The organism is Paenibacillus xinjiangensis, assembly GCF_059686975.1.
Genome location: NZ_JCAALS010000002.1, coordinates 53,114 through 74,253, shown reverse-complemented (window position 1 = coordinate 74,253; position 21,140 = coordinate 53,114). Strand labels below are relative to the sequence as shown.

At 47.3% G+C, this 21,140-nt stretch carries 19 protein-coding genes; 9 read left to right on the top strand and 10 right to left on the bottom strand.

The annotated features are described in order from the left end of the window. Nucleotides 1–434: 434 nt before the first annotated feature. Both AC6ESP_RS02380 and AC6ESP_RS02375 read right to left on the bottom strand, forming a co-directional pair. Nucleotides 435–1,646 (bottom strand): S-layer homology domain-containing protein, encoded by a 1,212-nt coding sequence (locus tag AC6ESP_RS02380; RefSeq protein ID WP_497095077.1) that lies wholly within the window; start codon nucleotides 1,644–1,646, stop codon nucleotides 435–437. A 163-nt stretch (nucleotides 1,647–1,809) separates the two neighbouring features. Next, nucleotides 1,810–3,162: an aminotransferase-like domain-containing protein gene (locus AC6ESP_RS02375; protein ID WP_497095076.1), complete on the bottom strand. Its 1,353-nt coding sequence runs from the start codon at nucleotides 3,160–3,162 to the stop codon at nucleotides 1,810–1,812. 190 nt (nucleotides 3,163–3,352) lie between these two features. Here AC6ESP_RS02375 and AC6ESP_RS02370 point away from each other — a divergent pair, with 190 nt between their 5' ends. Then, nucleotides 3,353–4,321, top strand: coding sequence for a DMT family transporter (locus AC6ESP_RS02370; RefSeq protein WP_497095075.1), 969 nt, complete (start codon nucleotides 3,353–3,355; stop codon nucleotides 4,319–4,321). A gap of 89 nt (nucleotides 4,322–4,410) precedes the next feature. Here the strand turns inward: AC6ESP_RS02370 and AC6ESP_RS02365 are convergent, their stop codons facing one another. Genes AC6ESP_RS02365 through AC6ESP_RS02355 form a run of 3 tightly spaced genes read right to left on the bottom strand, consistent with a single transcriptional unit; the run spans nucleotide 4,411 to nucleotide 6,942 of the window. After that, nucleotides 4,411–5,685, bottom strand: a complete 1,275-nt coding sequence (locus tag AC6ESP_RS02365) for an MFS transporter (RefSeq protein WP_497095074.1) — start codon at nucleotides 5,683–5,685, stop codon at nucleotides 4,411–4,413. Between the two features lie 6 nt (nucleotides 5,686–5,691). Then, on the bottom strand, nucleotides 5,692–6,114 hold the full coding sequence (locus AC6ESP_RS02360; RefSeq protein WP_497095073.1) for a GIY-YIG nuclease family protein: 423 nt from the start codon (nucleotides 6,112–6,114) through the stop codon (nucleotides 5,692–5,694). Nucleotides 6,115–6,126: 12 nt separating this feature from the next. Continuing rightward, nucleotides 6,127–6,942 (bottom strand): DUF2087 domain-containing protein, encoded by an 816-nt coding sequence (locus AC6ESP_RS02355; protein WP_497095072.1) that lies wholly within the window; start codon nucleotides 6,940–6,942, stop codon nucleotides 6,127–6,129. Between the two features lie 269 nt (nucleotides 6,943–7,211). On the opposite strand from AC6ESP_RS02355, the gene AC6ESP_RS02350 reads away from it, so the two are divergent. The 6 genes from AC6ESP_RS02350 (at nucleotide 7,212) to AC6ESP_RS02325 (ending at nucleotide 13,670) form a co-directional block, all read left to right on the top strand. After that, the gene (locus AC6ESP_RS02350; protein WP_497095071.1) at nucleotides 7,212–7,718 is read left to right on the top strand and encodes a MarR family winged helix-turn-helix transcriptional regulator; all 507 of its coding nucleotides are present in this window, start codon (nucleotides 7,212–7,214) and stop codon (nucleotides 7,716–7,718) included. Continuing rightward, nucleotides 7,690–8,640: a formylglycine-generating enzyme family protein gene (locus AC6ESP_RS02345; RefSeq protein ID WP_497095070.1), complete on the top strand. Its 951-nt coding sequence runs from the start codon at nucleotides 7,690–7,692 to the stop codon at nucleotides 8,638–8,640. Before AC6ESP_RS02350 ends, AC6ESP_RS02345 begins: the two co-directional genes overlap by 29 nt. A gap of 63 nt (nucleotides 8,641–8,703) precedes the next feature. Next, a complete protein-coding gene (locus AC6ESP_RS02340) occupies nucleotides 8,704–9,762 on the top strand; it encodes an ABC transporter substrate-binding protein (RefSeq protein ID WP_497095069.1) in 1,059 nt (352 codons plus the stop codon). Nucleotides 9,763–9,775: 13 nt separating this feature from the next. Then, a complete protein-coding gene (locus AC6ESP_RS02335) occupies nucleotides 9,776–10,555 on the top strand; it encodes an ABC transporter ATP-binding protein (protein ID WP_497095068.1) in 780 nt (259 codons plus the stop codon). 22 nt (nucleotides 10,556–10,577) lie between these two features. Next, on the top strand, nucleotides 10,578–11,369 hold the full coding sequence (locus AC6ESP_RS02330) for an ABC transporter permease (protein ID WP_497095067.1): 792 nt from the start codon (nucleotides 10,578–10,580) through the stop codon (nucleotides 11,367–11,369). A gap of 30 nt (nucleotides 11,370–11,399) precedes the next feature. Further along, entirely contained in the window at nucleotides 11,400–13,670 is a 2,271-nt protein-coding gene (locus tag AC6ESP_RS02325) for a sulfatase-like hydrolase/transferase (RefSeq protein ID WP_497095066.1), read from the top strand. 48 nt (nucleotides 13,671–13,718) lie between these two features. Here AC6ESP_RS02325 and AC6ESP_RS02320 read toward each other — a convergent pair whose 3' ends face one another. The 3 genes from AC6ESP_RS02320 to AC6ESP_RS02310 form a co-directional block, all read right to left on the bottom strand. Continuing rightward, entirely contained in the window at nucleotides 13,719–14,303 is a 585-nt protein-coding gene (locus tag AC6ESP_RS02320) for a hypothetical protein (protein ID WP_497095065.1), read from the bottom strand. Between the two features lie 134 nt (nucleotides 14,304–14,437). Then, nucleotides 14,438–15,667, bottom strand: a complete 1,230-nt coding sequence (locus AC6ESP_RS02315) for an MFS transporter (RefSeq protein ID WP_497095367.1) — start codon at nucleotides 15,665–15,667, stop codon at nucleotides 14,438–14,440. A 35-nt stretch (nucleotides 15,668–15,702) separates the two neighbouring features. After that, nucleotides 15,703–16,794, bottom strand: a complete 1,092-nt coding sequence (locus AC6ESP_RS02310; protein ID WP_497095064.1) for a lactonase family protein — start codon at nucleotides 16,792–16,794, stop codon at nucleotides 15,703–15,705. Between the two features lie 161 nt (nucleotides 16,795–16,955). Between AC6ESP_RS02310 and AC6ESP_RS02305 the strand changes: the two genes are divergently transcribed. Together AC6ESP_RS02305 and AC6ESP_RS02300 are read left to right on the top strand one after the other, a co-directional pair. Further along, nucleotides 16,956–17,318, top strand: a complete 363-nt coding sequence (locus AC6ESP_RS02305; protein WP_497095063.1) for a hypothetical protein — start codon at nucleotides 16,956–16,958, stop codon at nucleotides 17,316–17,318. A 161-nt stretch (nucleotides 17,319–17,479) separates the two neighbouring features. Beyond that, complete coding sequence (locus tag AC6ESP_RS02300) at nucleotides 17,480–18,484, top strand: aldose 1-epimerase (RefSeq protein WP_497095062.1); 1,005 nt, start codon at nucleotides 17,480–17,482, stop codon at nucleotides 18,482–18,484. Between the two features lie 623 nt (nucleotides 18,485–19,107). Here the strand turns inward: AC6ESP_RS02300 and AC6ESP_RS02295 are convergent. Next, nucleotides 19,108–20,148: an NAD(P)/FAD-dependent oxidoreductase gene (locus AC6ESP_RS02295; RefSeq protein WP_497095061.1), complete on the bottom strand. Its 1,041-nt coding sequence runs from the start codon at nucleotides 20,146–20,148 to the stop codon at nucleotides 19,108–19,110. A 223-nt stretch (nucleotides 20,149–20,371) separates the two neighbouring features. Continuing rightward, nucleotides 20,372–21,118 carry a response regulator transcription factor gene (locus AC6ESP_RS02290; RefSeq protein WP_497095060.1) on the bottom strand — a complete coding sequence of 249 codons (747 nt, stop codon included), beginning with the start codon at nucleotides 21,116–21,118 and terminating at the stop codon, nucleotides 20,372–20,374. Nucleotides 21,119–21,140 lie beyond the last annotated feature (22 nt).

The following is a 21,140-nucleotide window of genomic DNA, read 5'->3' as shown; positions in this document are numbered from 1 at the left end:
CATAATAGGTGCCCCCTCCATTGCTTCCACCGACTATCCATTCTGAACCATTGGAACGACGATTTACGGTGTAATACATATCTGATAAGTGCCCAGCTGATGTAACCTTAATTTTTGTGCCAGGTACATTGTCTAAGTTGAGCGTATTTCCTTCAGTTCCACTCAATGTGGTGCTGCGTTTTGCATTAAGGTTTAATGATCCTTTACTATCAGCAGTCATCATCCATAACACATAGGATTTTGCGACATAGCCTTCTGGTGGAGAAATGCCTACGTCTATCCCAAATAGAGAGGAATTAGGATTAAATTTAGCAGCAAAGGTTATTTTTTGTGTTTTGACAGTTGTTTCAGCTGCAATCGCCGTCGATGGTAGTAATGGAAATGAGCTGAGCATCATCAGGAAGAGCAGTAGATGGGTAATAGGTAATTTTATTTTATTTAACATAGATATCTTTCACATCCGTCAAGTAGAATTGTGATGCTTTGTCAAACTGACCGCCAAACCTTTCTAAATGAATAGGGAATCCACCATGCTTCTTAATTTGTGAATGAACAAAGTCTTTAGATACATACTCGAATAGGAAGTTATAACCGGAGTTGTTTTTTGTTTTGAAATTAAGTGCCGTTCTATTATCATATAGTCCTTTACGGTCAATCATTTTACCGTCTCTATACTTAAATTTTTCGTTGAAATAAAGCCCTCCAGAGTTTGCAGCTGTATACATGTAGAAACTGGATTGCATATCAAATTGAGTAGAATCAACAACTTTATTCTTACCAAGTAGTTTAAATGCAAAGATATAGCCGAAATCTGACTTTACAGGTTTGTTTTCAAACTTGTACTCTGCACCTTCTAAATACTCTTTATAGAATCCGGTCGTATCTGCTGGATCAATTACAATGAGCTGATCAAAGGTCACGTTGTACTTCTTGTTGATATCGATAGAATAAGGCAACTTCACAAGGTCATTCTGGCCAAACATCGTAATCATGTTGTGACGGTGCCAAGTGATCTCAGCTGCGCTCGATGCGCCCTTATCGACAGTTAGCTTTTCACCTTTTTGCAGCTTCAGCAATCGTGTAACGAGTACGGCTGCTTGCGCACGAGTGGTTGTTCCTTTTGCATCGATCGTATCGGCATTTGTGCCTGTTCGTGACAATAAGCCGGCATTCACTGCACGGAACATCAGCTCATTCGCTGTCGAATATTTCCCGAGATAGTCCTTATTCACACCACGTACAGCAAGCTTGGACATTTCCTCACGTGTTACCGGATCATTAAGCTTGCTCGGGAAGTCACCGGACATGTAGATTTTCGCGTCAGTAAGAGCCTTCTGATAAGGCGCATACCAGGTCGCTCCTGCTCCTGCTGTTGCCGTCTCTAATCCGAAGGTTAATGCTAGTGCTTTCAATAACTCCGCTCTAGTTATCGCATTATTAGGCTTGAAGGTGCCATTCGAATAGCCATTCAAGATTCCAGCTTTAACAGCGGTCTCAATCGATGATGCTGCCCAGTGCCCCTTAATATCGGAGAAAGCAACATTCGATGCTGCCTCTACCCTATGTACCATCCCCAGTTTATTGCCTAACACCACTCCCATCCCCAGCGCAACAATAAGCGATACAGCAATCAACGTTTTTCTCATCATCCAACAGCTCCCTAGAGTAAAATGTATAATCTATTACATTGTGTATTGAGATAGCCTATCTATCCGAACCAAGCCTAAAAAAACAAAAAAGCACACAAAAAACCCAAAAGGCTTTAAGCGTGCTTCGCTTCCTAAATTATTTACATATTACCTTATTTTATCATTTTTTGTCAATTACTATCGAATGGGCAATTCTCTCAATGCCATACTCGATGTCCGTATCCTTTACATTGGTCACGTTCAGCCTCAGCATATGTGCCGCCCGTGGATAGTCTGCCAAATAGTTCCGATCCATCGTCTCCACAACAATAGATTCCTTCGCAAGTCTAGCAATTACTGCTGGCAACGAGACAGCTGGATCCAGCACCACATGGGTATGCACAATCGGCCACCGAGGACTAGAATAAGCAAAAGCTCCCCCGCTCCGCTCCGCCTCACGAGTCAACGCCGCGTCTAGAAGCTGCGCCCGCTTCACATAGCGTCTACGGATGTTCTGCCTATGGCGTTCGAACATTCCGCTCCGCAAATATATCTCAAGCGCCGCTTGAGACAGCATGGAGCTGTCGATATCGTTCTGCTTCTTATATTGGCCGAAGTGGCCCGCAAGAGCATGCGGAATAACGGCAATGCCAATCCGCAGCCCGGGAAAAATAATTTTCGAATAGCTTTTCAAATAAATGACATGATCGGAATCATCGTATGCATGGAGAGGGTCAGCTTTGCTGTCCTGCTCGAAATCTGCCAAATAATCGTCCTCAACCAGATAGACATCATACTGTGCAGCTAGTCGAACCAGTCGTTCCTTCTGCTGCCTCGTATACGAGCAGCCAAGCGGATTGTGAAACCTCGGCACTGTATAGAAGAACTTAATATCCTCCGTACGGAACAGCAGCTCCAGACGGTCAAAGTCTATCCCCTCCGCTGTCCTATCTATCCCGATAACCGGAACCTGATGCGTCTCGAGATACTCATTAAGCAAGTGATAGCCCGGCTGCTCAACGAGCACCTTTGTTTTTCCACTTGGAAAAGGCATCTCCGCGAGCAGCGACAGCGCCTGCTGTACACCCGAGACGACGAACAGGTTCCGCTCATTCGCGAACACCTGATAGTCGGTCAATTGCTTGCGCACAGCCAGCAGCAGGGAATTCATTCCCTTGGCTGTCCCATAGACGAACAAATCCTTCTGATACCTATCGATTGCTTTATTGATGCAATGCTGAAAATCCAAATAAGGGAAAATCTCAGGGTCCGGAGCTGAGGCGGCGAAATCCATTACCTGCGGCAAGCCTTCGCTCTCTGCTGCCGCTCTTTGGACAACGTAATATCCGCTCCGCGGCATGGCATAGATCAGATGCTTCTGCTCCAGCTCGGCAAGAGCACGAATAATGGTGCTTTTGCTGCACTCAAATTGCTCGGACAGACTGCGAATAGAGGGCAGCTTCTGCCCATCCTTATAGGGATGCTTCTCAATTAACGACTCCAGTTCATTCAGCAAACGCAAATAAATATACATAGGTGCCCCCTGCCTTACTCCATCTTTCTCAACGCATCTGTACCGATACAGATGCCATTATCATTCATTGTAGCATACAGGCCTGGAACGTTACTATTGAGTTAACCAGACGAGGCACATGTCATCCAATTGCTCAACCTACCGACATGCTGCTCCGATATTTATCTACCTAGGAGGCTTATTCACCACTATGAACACTTTCTCTTCACAAGACAGCACCAAGCCAGCCTATATCGCTATCATGATGTATTCGATTATTGTGGGCTTGTCCTTTCTATTCGTCAAGCTAGCGTTAACGGTAAGCAATCCTCTGGACAGCTTGGCGCATCGATTCACCTTTTCAATTCTTGCGGCAAGTATCCCCCTACTATTCGGCTGGATTAAGCTGCAGATTAAGGTACGTGACATTCTTCAACTGCTTCCGCTAGCCATCATGTATCCCGCTATGTTCTTTGCCTTTCAGGCTTATGGACTGCAATACACCTCATCAGCTGAAGCAGGCATCATTCATGCCACAGTCCCGATCTTCACGATGATTGCAGCTGCTTTTTTCTTGAAGGAGCGCTCCACTTTGCTTCAGAAGCTGGCCACTGTATTATCAGTAGCTGGCGTCATCTTTATTTTCGCAATGAAAGGCCTATCGTTCGATATTACTAACATCCGTGGTACGCTGCTTATTCTGTTATCCGCAATCGCATTGTCTGGGTACAGCATAATGGCAAGGCGGTTGACTCAGCGAATGAGAGTTATGGATATGACTTATGTAATGACCTTAATTGGGTTTGTCTTCTTCAACACGGTCTCGATTGGCAAGCACTTGTCTAACGGAACGATCACGGACTACTTCTCACCTTTTGCAAGTCCCGTATTTCTAGTATCGATGTTTTATCTGGGCGTACTGTCCTCACTAGTGACGAGTCTTCTCAGTAATTATGCCCTGTCGAGGCTTGAAGCGTCCAAGGTGAGCGTGTTCAATCATTTGGCAACACTGGTGTCCATCGGTGGAGGATTCTTTTTCCTGCAGGAACGGCTTGAGTACTACCATATCATTGGCGCAATTATCATCATTATCGGTGTGGTAGGCAGCAATGTGAGCGCTCTTCGAGCAACTGCCAAGACCAAGGCTCCATCCGCTGCGCCATCGACAATCGAGGAATAAGGTATTCCACCCACCTTCCAAAAAAAGAATAGGGGTATCCCAGAGGCAGAAGCTAGCCCTCTATGGATACCCCTATTTCTATTTAGTTATTAGCTCTCAGCAGCAGTAACCGCCGCCACTCCAGCAGCTGGTTCAGGCGGCTTCAGCTTGAATAACGGAATGAGAAGCACGACCCCAAGCAGCATGATGATACCCGCAACCGCATAAATGCCCACGAGCGGGAACATCGATTTCAGATAACCGGCGATGCCCATCATAACGACCATCGTCCCCATGAACATCGGACTAAGCGCACCATTCACGCGGCCAATGAAGGCCGGCTCGGTCCACTGCAGCATCATTGTGCTGATGCCGATCTGAATGCAAGGCAAGGCGAAGCCGGATAAAAACTGCAGGACAAGCGTTAGCGGAACGTTCGTCGAGAAGCCTATGCCGACCAGACAGACCGCATCAACGGCCATACCTATAGCCAACAGCATTTGCGGCGGTACCTTTTTGGCGAAGACCATCACTACACCGCCACCTACAAGCATCGCAACGCCATTCACCATCAGCAAATATTGCAGAAACTCCTTCGGCTGTCCAAGCCTCTCCAATACGATGAAGAGAGCAAGTGTCTGAACGATTCCGACAGCCGTACCCGCAAGCGCGAATGTACCTGCAAGCGGCTTAAGTACTTTGCTATTCCATACATAGCGGACACCATCGGTCAGCTCTGTCCAGAAGTGGCCTTTCGGAGAAGCCTCTTCTGCTCCGGCTGCCTTCGCATCATCGCGCGGGATACGATAGAGAACGAGTGCGGACAGCAGAAAAGCAACGCCCATGACTCCGATCGATATTTCGATGCCGAACGACTGATAAGCGAAGACGCCTAGAGATGGCCCCAGCACCATGAAGATCCCGATTAATGATTGGAACATCGCCATCGCCGATTGCAGCTGCTCCTCAGGAATATACTTCTTGAATAGCTTCATTGAAGAGGGCTGCGAGAACTGCGACAGAATCGATGAGGCAAAGGTAGCCAGATAGATCAGCTGCCAAGAGCCATATAGCAAGGCCAGCAGCACGATGAATACAGATACAGCGGATAACAGGTCGCACCATATCATAGTCAGGCGCGGTTTCCAGCGATCCGCGAACGTACCGCCGATGAAGGCAAATACGAATATTGGAGCGAATTCAACGAACGAGATTAACGATACAGACACGGGATCATTATTCGTCTGATCCGTTACGAACATGAGTATGGCGAAATTCCGTACCCAAATCCCAATCTGCAAAAGCACGTTAGAGACCAATATGGTCTGGTAGAACTTGTTGCGGAACAGGCTGCCCTGCTTAGCGGGCGCCACTGCTGAAGACATTCCCAATCACTCCTTGATCTCATTATAACAAGCTGTGCCTTGCGCGATGCGCCGCTGAATCCATTGCTGCTCAAGCTCGGAAGCCATTTTTCTATACTGCCGTATTTTTTGTGCAGGCCCTCCTGCCGGAGCATCCGGCTGCAGCACATCCTTATAATCATACCTCACTTTTTCTTCCATTTTAACCTTTTCTAACAACTCGAATGTAAATTTTTCTTTACCTAGAGCATTCCAGTCGGCTTGCAGCTCTTGGTTCTTGTGATTACCGAAATCCAGCTCGAAGCGTTCCCTGTTCCACGCCCCCTCCATGTTGGAGCTTGAACCGATAAATTCACGATTTGACATCACATTCGTTATTACATATACACCTATAACCCGCTCCTGCTCTGCATATTGTGCAGCCAGCTGCTTTCTTTGTTCTTTATTCATCATAGAAGCACCTCACGCTCTCACCCAGTATTTACTGCCATCATCGGTTCTGTCGAGATAGCCGTATTCAATCAAATAACGTCGCAGTGTCACATAATCCTCATTCCAGAAAGGCCTCAGTACCTCATTCGCTTCCTTCTCTGTATACGTTCTGTTTGCTTCGAAATAAGCTGCAATATGCCGCAATATAGCGATCTTCCGCTTCTCCTTGCGCGGGAAGGATTCTAGAGGCCCATCCGGACCATGTGGAAAATACTGCTTCATCAGCGCTTCGTATTCCTCCACAGTGATGGCATAGCGCTCATCCACCCGAGTTGCCGTCCGATGAATCGGAATGAACTTCGCTGCTTCAGCGGAAACTCCGCTCTCCATCAGCTCCATTACAGCTAACAGCAGCTTCGCCTGCTTCGCTTTTTCCTTCAGCACGAATCGGTGATTTCTTACGGTAGAGGCGCTCCCGCTTCCAGAACGCTTCACGATATCTGCATCGGACATTCCCGCCGCAAAGTCACGAATAAGCTCCTTTTGCAGGTCGGTTAGCCCCGTTGCCTTCTTGTCTAAGCCAAGCAAATAGCTGAGCATTGATCCATGAACAGACTTCACATGGTAGGCCGCATATTTCTGAGCAGTGTACCATTTATCCTCATCTGGCAGACGGAACACTTGTCCCTCCTCGAATGTATCTCCGCAGACAAGACAGGTGTAATGCTCCGTCTCCTCTTCATAGCAATATCCTTTTTTCATATCCTCCAGCCCTGAGGACCAGAACAGCTCACTTAACTCCAAAACCAAACACCTCACATATACGTTTGCTAATTTTATAAACATTATATATTTTTGTTTGTTTATTTTCAATAAGTTATTTTCATTTTAAAAATTTTTCTTTAAAACCCACTTGACCAATTGGAATTATCATGATAATTTATTTTTACATCAAAATATATGTATAACTAGGCACGCCTACTGGACCACCAATGGCTTCTGCCCGTTCTTGCTCACCCGCTAAGCATGACTCATGCTTAGCGGGTGAGCAGCAGCGGATAGGAGCCTTTTTGTATGCCACAGCATGCTTTGACCATAAGGAGGATTCGCAGTAAATGAACAACAGCAGCCATCATTCCTTAAACGTAGAGCTAGATGAAGCCTTTCGCAGAATGATCCGGAAATTCGTAGTCGAGCGGGATAAGATGGTCATTAAAGGGGAAATTTCTCCGCCGCAGCTAGTCGTTCTCGGCAAGCTCCATAAGGATGGCCCGCAAAAGGCCGGTGTATTATCCGAGGAGCTAGACTTCTCCCCTGGTGCAACTACAGCACTCTGCGACAAGCTAGTCGACAGCGGCTATGTTTACCGCATACGACCGGAGAGTGATCGCCGTATTGTACTGCTGCACATTACTGAGAAAGGAACGGAATTCTGTAATCAGCTCCACAGCAGCAACTCTGACAGCCGCGGTCTTCTGTTCAATGATTTCACGGAAGAAGAAAAGCTCACTATGCTTGATTTCTGTGGCCGTATTCTTGATAAGCTGCAGAATTACTCAGATGTTATGAATGAGTTTTTCAATACCATATTTGATGAGGTGCTTCCGATTGAACGAAAATAAATCTGCACCATTATCCTGCTGCTCCACAAAACCAGTAATACGGGTGAAGCCCGGTCATACGCCAATCCGTCAACGGAGCAGCATTGCTGCGGAACCCGCCTCCTCGGCAGCTATAGAGGGTATGATATTTCTCACTGGCGGTACCTTCCTAATGGGCTCTGATAGCAGAGAAGGCTTCTCTACCGATAGAGAAGGACCTGCTCGAGAGGTTGCTGTGAAGCCCTTCTATATTGATGCAACGACAGTTACGAATGAACAGTTCACTAAGTTCGCAGACGCGACCGGCTATCTAACCGATGCAGAGCAATTCGGTTGGTCCTTCGTCTTCTACTCCTTCGTCTCGCCAGAAACAGCAGCGAAGGTAGACTCTTCCGTGCGCGGCTCCTCTTGGTGGTGGAAGGTGGATGGCGCAGACTGGCGCCACCCAGAAGGCCCTGATTCCGACATTCTGAGCCGGCTGGAGCATCCAGCGGTTCATCTATCTTGGAATGATGCGAATGCCTATTGTAAGTGGGCTGGCAGACGCCTTCTAACAGAAGCCGAATGGGAATATGCGGCACGCGGCGGTCTTGTTCAGAAGCGATATCCTTGGGGAGATGAGCTTACCCCAGATGGCCAGCATCGCTGTAATATCTGGCAGGGTCATTTCCCTCGCTTGAACACGGAGGAAGACGGTTATGCCGGGACTGCCCCTGCTGGCTCTTATGAGCCTAACGGCTACGGCCTATACAATATGTCGGGCAATGTATGGGAATGGTGCGCGGACTGGTTCGATGCTAGAGAGCAGACAAGATCGCTTCGTGGCGGCTCTTATCTATGTCATGAATCCTACTGCAATCGCTACAGGGTTGCTGCTCGCACCTCCAATACGCCAGACAGTTCTACTGGACATATGGGCTTCCGCACCGCTAGGGATGCATAACCTAGCTTAAGCTCAGGCTTCAACGCATTCTGAATTTATAAACTATTATTGGAGTGGATACCTATGAACCCTATTAAATTATCGCAATTTTCCAAAAATATAAAACCGTTAGCAGCAGCCATTCTCTTAACCGTAATAACCCTTGTAGCAGCTGGCTGCGGCAGCAACTCAGAAGCCGCTTCCGGCAGCGGCAATTCAACGGACACTAAGCCCATTAAAGTTCGGTTGGCGCTTGATACAGCAGCCGGAGGCTCACTGCAGTTCCGACAGGCTGAAGCCCAAGGCATTTTCGAGAAATATGGCATCGATGCTGAAATCTCCAACTTCGCCTATGGCATTGATACCATTAATGCCATGCTCGTAGAACGTTCAGACACCGGAACGGCTGCCGATTATGCGCTGCTCAACTCTCTAAGCAAAGGTGATTTCAAGGTCGTTAGCACTCTCACCCGCGAGACCGAGAATCAGGCTGCCGCCACTGTCCTTATTGCCAAGGGAGATGACATCAATGAACCGAAGGACTTGGTCGGCAAGCGTCTAGGCGTCGCCAAAGGAACGGTATATGAGTACATTTGGTACAAATATTTGGAGAATGTCGGGATTGACCCGCAAGACATCAAGTTCGTTCCGTACAGCACGCCAGACGAAGCGATTATAGGTGTACAGAAGGGCCAGATCGATGCCGTATGGGCGGGAAGTATTTTTATCGAGAAGTTTCTTAAGCTAGAGGGCACTAAGCAGATCAGCGATCTCTCTTCTGCTGAAGCTAATATCTCCTCCTACTTCATTCTGCAGACGAAGTTCATTGAAGAGCATCCCGAAGCAGTCGAGAACATTCTGAAGGCAGTAGCAGAAGCGATAACCTATTTAGAAGCTCATAAAGAAGAGACAGCTGAGCTCGCCTTCAAGGAGCTGAAGCTGCCCAAAGAGGGCGTATTGAAGGATCTCGAGCAGCTAACCTATACCATCGGATTCACACAAGAGGATTTCAATCATCTCGAGGAGATGAAGCAGTTCATTAAGGACAAAGGCATTCTTCAACAGGATTTCGATCTGAAAAGCAAAATTGAGCTGAAGCCGCTTCAGCAGGCATTCCCAGATTCCGTAACCTATAAGCCGTGAGAGGATGATGAACATGCAGTCATTAAGACAGACAGACTCCATTCAGATTGAGAATTTACGCAAGACATTTCATGCGCCAGTCGTTAATAAGGAACCGCATTATATCATTAAGGACATTAACCTAACCATTAAAGGCGGAGAATTTTTTATTCTGCTTGGCCCAAGCGGCTGCGGCAAGTCGACGCTTCTCAATATGATCGCCGGCTTTATCAGCAAGACAGAAGGAACCATTGCACTTGGCGAGAAGGAAATCAAGCAGCCAGGCAGTGAACGAGCGATGGTATTCCAGCAAGCGGATGCCTCCCTCTTCCCTTGGCTCACGGTTCGAGAGAATGTCGAGTTCGGCCTGCGAATGAAGAAAGTTCCCAAGGTGGAGCGTAAGCAAATTTCTGATCAGTACATTGGACTGGTTGGGCTAAGCGGACATGAGAACAAGTTCCCCAAGGAGCTGTCCGGAGGAATGAAGCAGCGCGTGCAGCTCGCACGCGTGCTGGCGAATGACCCGGCTATACTGCTGATGGATGAACCCTTCGGCGCTCTTGATGCGATGACCCGGAGGACGATGCAGAAGGAGCTCATCCGTATCTGGAAGCAGACGAATAAGACCGTCATATTCGTCACCCATGATATTCAAGAAGCCATTCTGCTTGGTCAGCGCATAGGCATTATGTCCGTCGGTCCATCCTCACGGATAACCGATCTGCATGATATCCCGCTTAGCTATCCGAGGGATTTATCCGATCCTAAGGTACTGGGACTGCTAGAGACCATTCAATCCCATTTCGACGAATAGATACAGGTATACGAGGAGCTGCATGATGATGACCTTTATTAAGCGACTACTGCAAATAGGCATTCTGCCTTGGCTTGGACTGCTCCTTATATGGCAGCTGGCTTCCATGGCCTCTAATCCCGACTTCCTGCCTGGTCCATATCGGACTCTACAGGCTGCCATTGAGCTCTCACAGGATGGTTCCCTATTCACTTATATTGTGTACAGCTTCTATCGGGTTCTTGTCGGCTGGGTACTCGGCAGCTTAATTGCGATTCCAATCGGACTGCTCATGGGCCGCGTGCGCGGTATTCGCGCTGCTACCGAGCCGATACTTAACTTCGTACGGTTTATCCCACCGTTAGCCTTCATCACTTTATTCATGCTCTGGTTCGGCATTGGCGAGCAATCCAAGATCTTCCTCATCATGTATGGCACGATATTTACCGTAATTCTTAACACGCTAACAGGCGTACTTGCCATTGAAGAGGATAAAATTCGTTCCGCCCGCAGTATGGGCGCATCCGAGCTGCAAATTATGCTCCATGTTATCGTCCCTGCCACCATCCCTTATATATTCACTGGCGTAAGGCTAGCAATGAGTACATCTTATATGGCCATCATCGGTGCTGAGATGGTTGCAGCGAACGAGGGTGTTGGCTTCCTTATCTGGAACTCGAGACTTTATTTCAAGACCGATTGGATTTTCGTCGGCTTGATCGCACTGGGCTTGATGGGCTTCCTAACGGATCGCCTGCTTGGGCTCGCTGGCAAGAAGCTTCTCTTCCGCTATGGCATTGTGAATACCGGAGGCACACGGGTACGTCAATTCTAAACCAACCATCTCACAAGAGGAGGATTCACCATGTCTCATTGGTCCAAAGAAAAATTTCAAGGTGTCATCGGCGCCTCGACAGAGGATTCCACACCTTGGTGGCCTCAGCCTGCCAAGCCGCAGGAGGGCGCACCTAACGTCGTCGTGATTCTACTCGATGATCTGGGCTTTGCCCATCTTGGCTCATACGGCTCTGATATCGCCACGCCGAATATCGATGCTCTGGCACAAGACGGCCTTCGTTACAATAACTTTCATACGACAGCGGTGTGCTCGCCTACTCGGGCAGCCCTGCTGACTGGACGTAATCCCCATGCAACCGGAGTGTCATTCGTATCCGGCTTTGATGCAGGGTTCCCTAATACACGCGGCAAAGTAAGCAAAGAAACCGCACTGCTCAGCGAAATATTAGTCGACGAAGGCTACAGCACATTCGCTGTAGGCAAATGGCATCTGGTTCCAGCTGCTGAGCATTCAGCCGCTGGCCCCTTCGACAATTGGCCTCTCGGACGCGGCTTTGAGCGCTACTATGGCTTCCTCGAGGGTGCAACGAATCAATGGAACCCTGACTTGATCGAAGATAATCATCCCGTGCCACAGCCTAAGACAGTAGAGGAAGGCTATCATCTAACAGAGGATCTGACGGATAAGGCAATAGAATACATTCGTGATCAGAAATCAGCTGCACCGGATAAACCATTCTTCGCCTATGTGGCCTATGGTGCGACCCATGCACCGCATCATGCACCGAAATCATACATCGATAAATACTCTGGCAAATACGATAAAGGCTGGGATGTTGCCCGTGAGGAATGGTTTGATCGCCAGAAGCAGTTAGGCATTATTCCGCAGGACGCTATCCTGCCTCCGCGTAATCCTGGCGTGAAGGCATGGGATGATCTGAGCAATGATGAGAAGCGCCTATTCGCTCGCCAGCAGGAAGCATTCGCAGGTTTCCTGGAGCATACCGATGTTCATATCGGACGGATCATCGAATTCCTACGCACCATTGATCAGCTCGACAACACAATCGTTGTACTCCTCTCCGATAACGGAGCATGCGCAATGGGTGGTGAAGAAGGAACCGTTCATAGCTGGGCGGAGGGCTTCGGACTGAAGGAGTCCTTCGAGGAGAAGCTGCAGCGAATTGATGAGATCGGGACTCATCTGGCCAACAACCATTACCCGGCTGGCTGGGCACAAGTAGGCAATACACCGCTGAAATGGTACAAATCATTTGTTCATGCGGGCGGTGTGAAAGATCCCCTAATCGTCCACTATCCGAATGGGATTCAAGATAAAGGCGCTGTACGCAGTCAGTTCCATTATGTAACAGACATCGTACCAACCGTGCTTGAGCTGATCGGAGTTACTGCACCTGATACGTATAAAGGGGTTAGCCAGCTCCCCATTCACGGAACAAGCTTAGCCTATACATTCACAGATGGAGAGGCTGCGAGTCGCAAGCCAGCGCAGTACTTCGAGATGATTGGCAACCGCGGTATCTGGAAGGACGGCTGGAAAGCCGTTGCTATTCATAAGCCGAATACACCTTTTGCTCAGGATGAGTGGGAGCTGTATCATGTGGATGAGGATTTCTCGGAATCCCGCAACCTGGCAGCAGAGCAGCCAGAGAAGCTGCGTGAGCTGGTTGATCTATGGTGGGCTGAAGCTGGACGCAATGGCGTGCTTCCTCTAGACGGAAGATCGATTATTGCCAAAGTACGCAGTATCGAAGCGAATAGACCTCCTAAGCTTGAGGTGATATCGAGAGCCTTCTATCCAACATCGTTCGGAATACCATTCGCGAAGGCGCCAGATATCCGTAACAAGCCTTTCGAGATCAGTGCGGAGCTGGAGCGTGCTTCAGCTTCAGATGAAGGCGCAATAGTCGCACAAGGCGGAAGATTCGGCGGTTACTCGCTATATGTGCAATACAATCGGCTTACATTCTTCTATAACCATTCCTATGGTGTCCAATATGTCCTAACATCTGATTCAGAGCTGCCAACAGGCACTATAACTGTCTCATTCCGATTCGCCAAGACAGGGGATAATGAGGGCATCGGCACCTTGTATGTGAATGGCCAACAAATAGGTCAAGGAGCTATCGGACATACCGGCTATCTCGGCTTCTCCAACGAACAGTTCCATGTAGGCGAGAATTCGCCTACCCCTGTTAGCCCGACCTACGCATCTCCATTCCGATTCACAGGTCATCTTGCCAGAGTTGTATACACGTTTGGCGGTTATGCAGTAGATCTAGAATCGCAGCTGGCTGTCGAGCTGGCAACCGAATAAAGCAAAAAAAGCGTGTCATGACGATTCCATCGCCTTGGCATGCTTTTTTCAATTAGAGGTAATATCATAATGACTAACCTTGTCATCCGTATCGAAAACAATGACTAACTGTTCATACCTAGGTCTATCTTCAGCATGTAGATTCAATCCTAAATAGTAAATGAATTGATTGCCTTGGGAATAGTCATATGGATCATTCGGAGCTCCCAGCAGGTTGACTACCTCAGCCCTATCCAGTTCCTTCAATTCATGCTTGCTGAAAAAATCATCCACCATAAGTACTCGCTCTTCAGCCCTGCTGACCCAATCATTATATGTATACTTGGTTTCCACCTCATTCTCAACCATAACTTGCAGGGCAGGAAATACATAGATGATCCCCCAAATCAGGAGTATCAGCAGTTCTCTTTTGGATATTCTCATAAAGGAGGCTTTGAAATAATAAATAATGCTGCCTGACCACCATAGAATGATTGGAGCCAGCCAGATGATGAAGCTGTACCATTCTAATATAATATCGTAGCGAGTGGCTAATAAAAACTGAGCTCTATATACAGCCAAATATAAGGAAAACAATAGAATGAGAATACTTCCATAAATCCACTTATCGCGCTTCGTAGGCTGTCTCTCCATCTCTATAGCAATAACCTCCCAATACCTATATTATTTCCCTTTTATTTTCCATACGTTTTTATTTTACATTAGTTGCGCTTCTATAGAAAAAAACCGCACAAAGGGAATTCCCTCTGTACGGTTTACGTTTCGTGCTATATGGTGCGCCGATCCTTCGGCAGCAGTATAGATAACAATCCTAACAACGGCAGCACACTGCATATCAGCATGACTGCAACCAGCCCATAATGATCAGCAGCTGTACCGAATGCAATTGCTCCAAGACCACCCATTCCGAATGCAAGTCCGGTAATAAGTCCTGATGCCATGCCAACCTTGCCAGGCAGAAGCTCTTGCGCGTATACCACACTTACAGAAAAACCGGATTGGAGAATGAAGCCGAGTACGAATATGACAGGATAAATCCAAGCTAACGGTAAATGAGGAAGTATTAGAGCGAATGGTGCCGCACCTGCAATAGAGAACAGCATCATCTGCTTGCGTCCGAAACGGTCAGCTAGAATACCGCCCAAGAACGTTCCTGCTACACCAGCTACCATGAATATAAACAATGGAACCTGAGCCTGTCTGATGGATAAACCGTAATCCTCCTGCAAGTAGAACTGATAGAAGCTTCCTAGACCTGCCGCATACCAGGAACGGGCGAATACGATAACGAGCAGCAGTGAAAGTGCATAAGCAACAATTTTGTTGCTATACGGCTCAACTTGCAGACTCGCAGCTGTACCTGTCTTTCCTTTCTTGACAGGCTTGCCTTTCTCCGCCAGCTGAGCCGCATACCAGGGAACAACTCTGAAGAGGATCACAATGGCAGATATAGCAAGGAATGTTCCGAGAACAGCTCCCCTTTGACCAAGCGGAACAAATATATAGATCGTCATTAACGGAGCTAATGCCTGACCGAAATTCCCACCTACCTGATAAATGGATTGCGCTAGTCCCCGTTTGCTGCCAGCAGCAAAATAGACAACCCGAGAGCCCTCAGGATGAAAAACGGCTGAACCCAAGCCGACAAATACAACCGCCAGCAGCAGCAGCCAGAAATTCGGGGCGAATGCTAATCCCGCCATTCCAAGCATGCTGCAGAGCATGCCTATTGGCAGCAGCCAAGGCGCAGGCTTCTTATCTGACACCAGCCCAATTACCGGCTGCAGAACAGAAGAAGTCATATTCAGCGTAAAAGCAATCCAGCCAATCTGACTGAAATTCAAGCCTAACGAATCTTCAAAAATCGGAAACAAAGCCGACACAACAGACTGCATGGAATCATTAAGTAAATGGACAGAGCTAATTGCGAATAGGATCGTGTAGACTGTTCCGCTTCTGACGGCGGCAGACATTTTGTTAGAATCATTAGCTGACATGCTGCTTGACCCTTCTTTCTCCCCTGTTGCTTCTGTTACTGCACACTCATTCGAAGACATACCGGACTTGGCACTTCAAGAATCCTGCCTTTCGATTGAAGCTTACCGCTAGATTCCTCTATGCCATAGAGAATAATGGAGCCTGACTTCTGATTGGCAACTAATAGCTGGCTGCCATCCGGTGTAATGGCAAAATTCCGAGGTCCTTCTCCCCCACACGGCTCATGCTGAACAAGCGTAAGCTGTCCTGTCTCCTGATCAACGGCGAAGACTGCAATGCTGTTATGCCCTCTGTTCGAGCTGTACAAATACAATCCCGATGGAGACAAATGAATATCCGCAGCATCATTATAATCGGTATAGCCGGCTGGAAGAGCTGATAGGGTCTGAACAGGCGTCAGCTTACCGCTCTCTTCTTCAACAGACAATACGGTAACCGTTGAATCAAGTTCATTGATCACATAAGCAAAAGACAGCTCATTATGGAACACGATATGACGAGGACCTGCTCCAGAATGGAGCTTGCAGGCGTCTTGATGAGTTAGTCCCGTCGCTCCTTCACGTCTATAGCAATGGATCAGGTCCGTTCCAAGATCCGTTACATATACATATGGACTTTCACCACTTGGTACAATAGCGTGGGCATGAGGCGCATCCTGTCTGTCCACATTAGTTCCTAGAGGCGCTTCTTGACGTACAATTGCTGTAGCAGGCAGCAGTGAGCCATCCGCTTCAATAGGAAGCAAGGCAGCATTGCCTCCTGAATAGTTGGCAGCATATACAGCTTTGCCTTCCTTATCCGAGCTGATGTAGCAAGGATGCTCGCCATGTGTAAGCTGACGATTCAACTCTCTTAATTGTCCATTCTCTTCAATAACATAAGCAACTGCCGACCCTCCTGGCTCATTGCCTGTCTTATCCGTTTCACTAACCGCATATAAGCGATTTCCAGCCGGATTTAGCGCCAGATAGGATGCATTTTCAATTTCATTTATTTCTTGAATAACGGTAATGGCTCCGGAGCTTCCATTGAAGGAGCACACACGAATGGTTGGCTCAGAGGCACTTCCGTAAGAACCTATGTACAGGATACCTTCATATGGTTTGGATAGTGAATTCAAAGTCATGTTCATCAACCCTTCTATATACTCTTGTATTTGAACATAGCACACGCCTCCTTCATAAAACAATGTCTTTTTCAAAAAAAGACTTCCATTTCCTCTTTGCCCATGATACAATGTAAGCGCTAACAATTCAGTGGTTCACATTTCTTGAGGGGGGATTCAGGATGATGAATGCAACGCTGAGCGACAGAAACGTTTATGAGGATATTGATCCTAAGTCCGATGTATTGTATTACAGAATCGGCACGCTAGGATTGGTCAGCTTCCACGGCAGAAACTATAATATAAAAAAGAGAATGACTGCCGAGCAGATTAAGCAGTTGACTAGCGAGAACTCGTTCTATCCAATTAGCTCTAATTGCTACATTAATATTAGCAAAATCAAGTCTATTGCCGGTGGCGTCATTTACTTCGGATCGGAATATTCCGAGTCCAAGCAAATACCTGTACCACGGAGAAAACAATTCGTTATCCAGCAGCTATTCACGCAACGGACGATGAATAATGATCTTCGCATTACGCCATAATTAACCTTTTTATGAACAACCGCTTATTCCATTCCGATGGAATACAGCGGTTGTTTGTTTACATTCATCCTGTTATTCTAATCAAGAACATACTTATAGCTTAAGTGATAGACGTAATAAAGCTGGCTTAACGTCCAGCGTACAACCATTAGGAGGCTATTATGACTACTCAAGGACAAGCATTCGAGAAACTATTTAATGGCGAGCAAGCCGTATGGCTGCAATGGGGTGCTTACGAAGCGGCAGTACTGCCGGAAATCGGAGCCAACCTTATTCTGTTCCGCGACATTGAGCAAGGTTATAAGTTTTTGCGTGAGCCTGCACTAGAAGAAATGGAAGGCTTCAAAGCAAGCCCCGGTGTTCACGGAATTCCCGTCCTCTTCCCTCCGAACCGCTATCAAGACGGAAAGTTCGAATGGAATGGCAAATCTTACAGCTTCCCAGTCAATGAACTCAATACTGGCAATCATCTACATGGGTTTGCTCATACAGCGGTGTGGAGTGTGGAAGACTTCGGAGTAACCAAAACAGAAAGCTTCGTCGCACTTAAGCTGTCAGTCGACGACAGCCATCCGATCTATCAATATTTGCCGCATCGCTTCAGCATTAAGCTTCGTTATGCACTGAATGGTGATGGACTCTTCCAGCATGTTTCTGTACATAATGAAGGAACAGATGCCATGCCATGCATGATCGCTTTCCATACAGCCATTAATGCGCCATTCGCACCGAACAGCACATCAGATGATTATAACTTTACACTGACAATCGGCAAGCGCTGGGAGCTTAACGAGCGCATGCTGCCAACAGGGAACTACCAACCGCTTGGTCGTGTAGAAGAGGCAATGAGCACGACAGGCCTCAATCCTTTCTGGGATGCAATGGACAATCATTATACGGTAGAGCCTCAGAACGGCCGCAACCGCATGGAGCTTACTGACAAGAATGAGCAAGTAACTCTGGTCTACGATGCGGGCACAGCCTACAAGCAATGGATGATCTGGAACAACAATGCGACGAAGGGCTTCTTCTGCCCAGAGCCACAGCTCAATCTGGTGAATGCACCGAATGTAGCACTGCCTGCTGATCAAATCGGTTTAGTCGGACTTGAGCCCGGAGAAATATGGGAAGAGACTAGCCGTCTATATGTGAAACCAGCAAAATAAATAACTGCATGAAATCAAGCCGGAGCCTTCCCCCAGCGGAAGACCCCGGCTTGTTCAATATAACAGTTGCTATTACTAATCTAATCTAATCTAACCCTCACCTTTTCTCGTACTTTGAGGCACTCTCCCTTTAGCTCAGTAAGAAAAGCAGTGCACCTTTTCTCGTACTTTGAGGCACTCTCCCTTTAGCTCAGTAAGAAAAGCAGTGCACCTTTTCTCGTACTTTGAGGCACTCTCCCTTTAGCTCAGAAAGAGGAGCGGTAGAAATCCCACCGATATATTACAGTTAATAATACATCTGGGCATTCAATGATCAGGAATGAGCTTGCCCACAACGAGGAATTCTAAATTTCTCAATCTACCTGAGCTGGGGGGAGAGTGGCCCAAAGGACAAGAATGGCATTGCTTCTCTATCCTCGGAGAGGGCCTAATTAATGAATGATATCCCTCCAACTAGCTTATCCTCGCCAGAAGCATACCGACAGGTCCTTGTTCCTTCGCTGTAGTTCACCCCGAGCGCTCACACCTAACATTGAAGGCAACTAACATAGAAATAACCGCGGCACAAAAAAACAGCAATACCAAATTCGGTATTGCTGTTGCAGTTACTGTTATAAGAATGATTAGACCTCTTCCACTACGCCGAGTGCCTTGTTCTTCTCCTTGAAGCGGCTGTTATGGGAGGATACATAAGCTACCTTGTCTGCTTCTGGGTCGATATAGATCTTCGCGCTGTTGACCGCGAGTGCAGCATCTGTGAACGTACCTGCAATGAGGTATAGCTTGCTGCCATACTCAACAAAGTCACCTGCTCCAAAGATGCCAGGCACATCCGTCTCAAGCCTAGGGCTAACCGGTGTGTGCCATTCGCCCATGTTCAAACCCCATTCACGGATCCGTCCGTAGTCACTCTTCATCCCGTGATTAACGATAATCGCATCGACATCAAGCACCTCGCTGTCACCTGTTTCCACATGCGTGATCGTTACTTGATCGATACTGTTTCCGTTGTTGCTATGCAGCTTCTCTACCGCATAAGGCGTTCTGATGTTGACTGATGATTCCTTCATCCGCAGCACATTACGCTCAAGTCCGCCGAATCTATCTCTGCGGTGTACGACAGTCACGCTTGCCGCAAGCGGCTCCAGCTCGTTCGCCCAATCGACTGCAGAATCTCCGCCTCCTGAGATAAGCACATGCTTCCCTCTGAATGGCTCAAGCTCCTGTACGGTATAGTGCAGATTCGTTACCTCATAACGATCTGCCCCTTCAATCTCAAGCTTAGCCATTTTATATATACCGTAGCCAATAGCCATAATGACTGTTTTGGTCCAGTGCTTCTCTCCAGTAGTAGTAGTAAGTATAATCGTTCCGTCTTCCTGCCGCTCCATATCTTCAATCTGCTGGCCAAGAATAATCGTCGGATCAAAGGTCCGGGCTTGCTCCTCTAGCTGCTTAATTAGATTCTCACATAGAATAGGCGTGACGCCGCCTACATCCCAGATCATTTTCTCCGGATAAAAGAGCATTCTTCCACCGAGCCTATCACGTGCTTCAATCAACTTGGTCTTCATATCACGCATCCCGCTATAGAATGCGGAGTACATCCCCGCAGGGCCTCCGCCAATAATCGTTACATCGTATAACTCCAGTTGCTCGCTCATTATTTCCTCCAGTATGTGACGGCTATGCCCGTATAGTTATAATCAAATTCATCTGTGAAATTTTATATGATATCAATTCTCATTATCATTTATAAGTGTAACTTTGTTTTCCTATAATTTCAATGGTCTCTCCCTATATTTTATGAAAAACTATGTAAAAAGGACCAGACCGAATCATTCGGTACTGGTCCTCCTCTGCACGATCTTCGTAGTCCATCACTATCTAGCGATACTTCACCTTGTAGTCCTTGGGCGTCACGCCGACCATTTTTTTGAACAGCTTATTGAAATAGACGGCATCGCTATACCCAACAAGCTGGGAGATTTCATAGTTTTTCAGGTTGGGGTGATCCGTGAGGAACTGCTTGGCCTTGTCCATTCTAATCTGAATAAGATAATCCGTTACGGTCATTCCGGTCTGAAGCTTGAACAGCCGGCTTAAGTAGCTTCCGCTCATTCCTACTGTAGCTGAAATACGCTCCAGCTCGAAATTTTTATCATATTCTTTTTCCAGAATAGCCTTCATCTGCTCAATAACATGATGCTCCTTGTCGACACTACCTGCATCAGGCTTCTTGAGCGCCTCTTCCTCTTTCTTAACGACCCTTAGCTTCCACAAAATATCATACAGCTGGCTTTTATCAATCGGCTTAAGCAAATAATCAAGTACGCCATAGCGAAGAGCAGTACGTGCATATTCAAAGTCACTGAAGCCGCTCAAAACGATGATTGGGAACATCTTTGCCTTGTCACGTACATGCTCAATTAGCTTAAGCCCATCCATCATAGGCATTTTGATATCGGTAATGAGAGCATCGAGCTCACCCGCGTCAAGCTTGGAAATATGCGTCAAGGCATCCATCCCGTTGCCGTAAGATCCTATAACCTCAATGTCCAGATCCATCTTGGACATAATCTTTTCTAAACCGAGGCGAATGACCTCTTCATCGTCCGCAATGATTATTTTCAAGCTACCCCCACTCCTTTAAGCC